This is a genomic window from Photobacterium lucens (assembly GCF_009873615.1).
In the GTDB taxonomy this organism is placed as follows: Bacteria; Pseudomonadota; Gammaproteobacteria; order Enterobacterales; family Vibrionaceae; genus Photobacterium; species Photobacterium lucens.
The window spans coordinates 1-5,636 of sequence record NZ_SSMG01000410.1 but is presented as its reverse complement, the minus strand read 5'-3'; the positions used below and the strand labels follow the sequence as shown (position 1 = coordinate 5,636).

Sequence of the window (5,636 nt, the reverse complement as noted above, 5' to 3'; positions counted from 1 at the left end):
GAATATTAAACATGATAAGTGACAATTAAGTATTCAACGCAAAATAACGGGACTCAAATGGAAGCGGAACAAATAGAAATTCTTAATTTTATCTCTCAATATCCGCCTTTTGATAATTTGCCAGAAGCACAGCTTCATGAGCTTGCAGTAGAGATAGAAGTCGCCTATTACCGAGCCAATACCATGATCCTTAATACGGGTGATAGTATTCATGATTTATTTCTTATCCGTAGTGGCTCCGTTGAAATTTATCGTCGAGAAGGTGAACTCTATAATCGCTTAGATGAAGGTGACATTTTTGGACAAATGGGTCTACTTATGAATAATAGAGTCCGAATGCCAGCCAAAGCGCTAGAAGATACCCTACTCTATTGCATCCCTAACGCCCTATTTATCAAACTTTGCGATCAATACGATAGCTTTGCTGATTTTGTCGAAGTCGAAGATGGTGCTCGTTTACGTCACGCAGTGTCTAGCCAACATAACGAAAATGATCTCACCACATCCAAGCTTCGCACCTTAATTACCCGTGATGCGGTGATCATCGATAAACATGCATCGATTCAGACAGCAGCGCAAACCATGGCAACTGAAGGTGTATCTGCTCTGCTGCTAAGTGACAATACCGCAACAGAAGATGATGACGAAACTGATTATGTCGCAGGTATTATCACTGATCGTGATTTATGTACCCGTGTTCTTGCCGAAGGTGTCTCGACATCAGAGCCTGTATCTTCAGTGATGACTGCCGAGCCAATTACGCTCGATCATAACGCCTATGTCTTTGAAGCCATGTTAACCATGCTGCGCTATAACATTCATCACTTACCTGTATTGCGTAACAAGCACCCTGTTGGTGTGATCAGCATCTCTGATATTGTTCGTTACGAATCACAAAACAGCCTGTTGCTTGTAAGCAGTATTTATCAACAACAATCGGTAGAAGAGCTGATCCAGCTTTCTTCTCAGGTCAAAGATTGTTTCGTACGCATGGTCAATGAAGATGCTAACTCACATATGATTGGTAGTGCGATGGCTGAGATCGGACGTAGTTTCAAACAACGTTTATTAGAACTTGCTGAAGAAGAACTTGGTCCACCACCTATCCAATATTGTTTCTTGGCTCTCGGCTCTATGGCTCGTGATGAACAACTTATTGTTACTGATCAAGACAACGCGATTATTCTTGATAACAACTACGATCACGATAAACACAATGCTTATTTTGAAGCTCTGGCTAAATTTGTCTGTGATGGTCTTGATGCCTGTGGCTATAGCTATTGTACTGGCGGTATCATGGCAACCAATCCTGAATGGCGTAAAACTCGTCAGGAATGGGAGCAATGCTTTGCAGATTGGATAGATAACCCTAAACCTCAAGCGTTATTAAACAGCTCAATCTTTTTTGACTTGGGCGGCGTATGGGGAAGATTACGTTGGGCAAAACAACTGAACGGTTTTATTGTGCGTCGTGCACGTAATAGTCCACGCTTTTTAGCTTGTTTAGCGCGAAATGCAATTAATCGCACTCCACCACTCGGCTTCTTTAAAGACTTTGTGATGGAAAAAGATGGTCGACACAACAACTCGATTAACTTAAAACGCCGAGGTACTGCCCCACTTGCGGATCTTATTCGTGTTCATGCGCTTGCTGTGGGTTCACGCTCACAAAACTCATTAGAGCGTTTAGATGACATTATCGAGAGTGGCATTCTACCACCGGGTCGAGCGCAAGATTTACGTGATGCAATGGAATACATCTCACTGGTACGTATTCGTCACCAAGCATTGGATGTAGAAGCCGGGCAAGAAGCTGATAACAGCATTGAACCTGAAAATATGTCTGACTTTGAACGCCGCAATCTGAAAGATGCTTTCCAGATCCTTAGTAAAGCACAAAACTTTGTCAAATACCGTTACCAAGGTAACCGTTAATAGTACCCGTTATGTTTAGAGAAGCATTCAAACAAACATCTTCAGGCCATTTTATTCGTCATACTCGGATACTTGATTGGCAGCAAACGTTCCTCGATTTTGCCCAAACAGCTAAAGATCCACGTATTGCTCAATATTATCAACATGGCATGATCGCCGGTGATACTCCACTTTGCGAAGTTGAGTTTGTTGCCCTTGATTTTGAAACCACAGGATTAAATGCCACTAAAGATGACATTATTAGTATCGGTTTAGTGCCTTTTACCATTAACCGTATTTACTGCAAACAATCTCAACATTGGGTCGTAAAACCTAAAGCTAAACTAGATGAAGAATCAGTGATCATCCACGGTATTACTCACTCAGATATACAAACAGCACCCGATCTCCGTCGTATTTTAGAATCAGTATTAGATTCATTGGCTGGTAAAGTGGTGGTGGTTCATTACAAAGCCATCGAACGCCAATTTATGGATAAAGCTTTGCGGGTTCGCCTAAATGAGGGAATACAATTTCCTGTTGTTGATACCCTAGCTATTGAAGCGCAAATTCAAGCACAACAATACCGAGGATTTTGGGCCAAGTTACAAGGAAAAAAGCCCGGCTCTGTTCGATTAGGCAAATGCCGTAGCCGTTATGGACTACCCACCTATCAACCTCATCATGCGTTAACAGATGCGCTGGCAACAGCAGAATTACTCCAAGCACAAATTGCTTACCATTTCTCGCCAGATACGCCCATCAATCATCTTTGGGAATAAAAAAACCGCAGCGAACGCTGCGGTTTTTATTTACCTTTTACGACAAATTTCATCATCAAATGGCTAAGTTATTTATACTTTTCAGTTCTAAAACCAAGTAGCAAACTTAGACACATCAGTAGCAAAATAATCGTAAATGGTAACGCTGTTGATATCGTACCGGCTTGTAGTGCCTCAATGGCTTGAGTACCACCTACCCACAATAGTGCAATGGCAATTAACCCTTCGATTACCGCCCAAAACACACGCTGAGCAACAGGGTTATCCACTTTACCACCAGCGGTAATACTATCGATAACCAACGAGCCTGAATCTGATGAAGTAATAAAGAACACTAATACCAGACCTACCGCAATCACAGAAAGAACAGTCCCCATTGGTAGCGCATCAAACATTTGGAACATAGCCAATGGCACTTCAGTGATGCCGTTCTGACCTAACGAGCCAATTTTATCCATCACTTGGTGAATCGCCTGACCACCAAATACTGACATCCAGATTGTTGTTACTAGTGTCGGTACAATCAGTACAGCAATCAAGAATTCGCGAATAGTACGGCCTTTTGAAATACGAGCGATAAATGAACCAACAAATGGTGACCATGAAATCCACCACGCCCAGTAAACAACGGTCCAACCATGTAGCCATGCCTGATCCGTTCGGCCATAAGGATTACTCAGAGGAATAAAGTTCTCAACATAACCCATGATAGTCGTTGGAATGGTATGCATCGAAACAGAAAAGCCCACCGCGCCCACAAACACCAGTAAGATCAACGCCACAATCATATTGATGTTACTTAGTAGCTTCACACCAGAGTCGATACCTTGAGCTACTGAGTAAATCGCAATTAATGTCACGACAACAATAATACCAATTTGTAAACCTAAACCGCCCTGTGTACCAAACACATGATTAATACCACTGGCTGCCTGTTGCGCACCTAAACCTAATGACGTCGCTAAACCAAATAACGTCGCAAGTACCGCTAAGATATCAACAATATGACCAGCCCAGCCCCATGTACGGTCACCTAAGATTGGGTAGAAAACAGAGCGGATAGAAAGTGGCAAACCTTTGTTATAAGCAAAGAATGCCATTGATAATGCGACAACACCGTAAATAGCCCAAGGATGTAAACCCCAGTGATACATAGTTGCACCCATCGCCACCTTAAAAGCTTCAGGTGTTTCCGGCGTGACATCAAGCGGTGTACCACCCCAACCAGTATAATAAGCTGCAGGTTCAGCCACACTCCAGAACATCAAACCAATACCCATACCTGCAGCAAAAAGCATTGCTAGCCAAGATAGTGTTGAATGTTCAGATTCAGCTTCCTTACCGCCTAAACGAATACGACCATAAGGTGAAATGATGAGCCCTAAACAAAAGATAACAAAGAAGTTACCTGCCCATAGAAACATGGAATCAAATTTATTAACAATAGCGTTTTTTACACTATCTAATGCTGCTTTTGCCGTTGCAGGATCGCTGATAAGAATGGCAGCTAAGAATAGAACGATCAGCCCAGCACTCACTCCAAATACCGCATTATGGACATCAAATCCCCACTTTTGGACATTATCTTGACCAATGGTGTAATCGGTATTTTCAATACTATATTTATCGTGCTTACTCATTAATTAAGTCCCGTTATAATTATCGCTCAATGAATAATATTTAGTCCTGTAAATAAAAATTGAGCTGCAATATATAAACATTTGACTATCACAACTGTCAATAGAGAGCATAACTGACTAAAAAACGGATAATTAGTATTCAAGCCGTCACTTCACTCATCAAAAAACAGAACAGCCATAACAAAATAAGCCCAATATTTACATCGTATTCTAACTATTATCTCATCAACATTAGACTATTTGATTATAGATAACGTAAAATTTTGCACCACCTTATAAAAAAGACTATTTTTTCTTTTTATTCATATGGATAACTAACTGGTGCAGACAGAACACACAGAAAACAAGCATGACTTGGATGAAAATAACTCTCTTGTTGTCGTAGATACAAGAATAGTTTCCCAAGTAACCGCTTCAGAGTGGCAATAAAGTAAAGAAAAGGAGAAATAATACTAAGAAATGCTGAATAACATGCAGAGAATAAGAATAGTATAAACAGTGCAAGTGCTGTTTTTTTAAACAGAGTGTGAATAAATAAACAGCACAATTGTTTATGAAAAATCTAAATGAATATGTGTACAGCCTTTTTGGCATGCAATGCCCGGAGTATCGCTTTGCTCAGGAGTGATCAGAAATAAGGCTTGGCCACAATCAGAGCAATTCACTGTTTTACCTTGCATCACTTTCTTTATCGTTGCCTGTTGATCACCAAAAGATCGCTTGGACTGTTTATTCAATTGTGAGAAATCGAGTTTCATTCAATAACCTTTAAATACCGTATAAACAAAAAGGGCTTATTAGCCCTCTTTGTTATAATTCGAAATCATCAAACTCAGATGTTTCTACTTGACGTTCAAGAAAAGCGACTAAATCGTCATGACCGCCAATGTATTTACCATCAAGAATGATCTGAGGCACTGTACGAACCGTTATACCTGTTTTCTGCTCAATAAAATCGACCATCACAACTTTAGATAACTCTTGGCCTAATACAAGAGTTGTGTACTCTGTACCACGCTCATCCAATAATGCCTTTGCCTTTACACAGTACGGGCAATTAGGTTGTGTGATAACCAGATTTTCATATTGCTCAAGTTGTTCGATAGTAAGGTTTTGTGCTTCAGTCATCGCTCTGCCAATTCTATGGTTAATTCAAGTCAGTCAAGATAATGGAAAGTGTTTCGATAGTAAAACATCTGTTTTCTTAATGTTTAGATTATAAACAATATATCGATTTATTTTTATTGTTCACTTTCTGTTCTTAAATTTAGTTAAGAATAACAATGAACAATATTAAAAA

The 5,636-nt window shown here is 40.2% G+C and carries 5 protein-coding genes; 2 read left to right on the top strand and 3 right to left on the bottom strand.

Annotated features, from left to right (window positions below):
* Positions 1-57 precede the first annotated feature (57 nt).
* Both E5A76_RS16850 and E5A76_RS16845 read left to right on the top strand, forming a co-directional pair.
* Positions 58-1,935, top strand: a complete 1,878-nt coding sequence (locus E5A76_RS16850) for a DUF294 nucleotidyltransferase-like domain-containing protein (protein ID WP_161119631.1) — start codon at positions 58-60, stop codon at positions 1,933-1,935.
* Between the two features lie 11 nt (positions 1,936-1,946).
* Positions 1,947-2,696, top strand: coding sequence for a 3'-5' exonuclease (locus E5A76_RS16845; RefSeq protein ID WP_161119630.1), 750 nt, complete (start codon positions 1,947-1,949; stop codon positions 2,694-2,696).
* A 68-nt stretch (positions 2,697-2,764) separates the two neighbouring features.
* Here E5A76_RS16845 and E5A76_RS16840 read toward each other — a convergent pair whose 3' ends face one another.
* The 3 genes from E5A76_RS16840 to E5A76_RS16830 all read right to left on the bottom strand — a co-directional run bounded on the left by E5A76_RS16840 (position 2,765) and on the right by E5A76_RS16830 (position 5,464).
* Positions 2,765-4,336: a BCCT family transporter gene (locus E5A76_RS16840; RefSeq protein ID WP_053986828.1), complete on the bottom strand. Its 1,572-nt coding sequence runs from the start codon at positions 4,334-4,336 to the stop codon at positions 2,765-2,767.
* A 551-nt stretch (positions 4,337-4,887) separates the two neighbouring features.
* Positions 4,888-5,094: a hypothetical protein gene (locus E5A76_RS16835; protein ID WP_053986829.1), complete on the bottom strand. Its 207-nt coding sequence runs from the start codon at positions 5,092-5,094 to the stop codon at positions 4,888-4,890.
* A gap of 52 nt (positions 5,095-5,146) precedes the next feature.
* Entirely contained in the window at positions 5,147-5,464 is a 318-nt protein-coding gene (locus E5A76_RS16830) for a glutaredoxin domain-containing protein (protein WP_161119629.1), read from the bottom strand.
* Between the last annotated feature and the right edge of the window lie 172 nt (positions 5,465-5,636).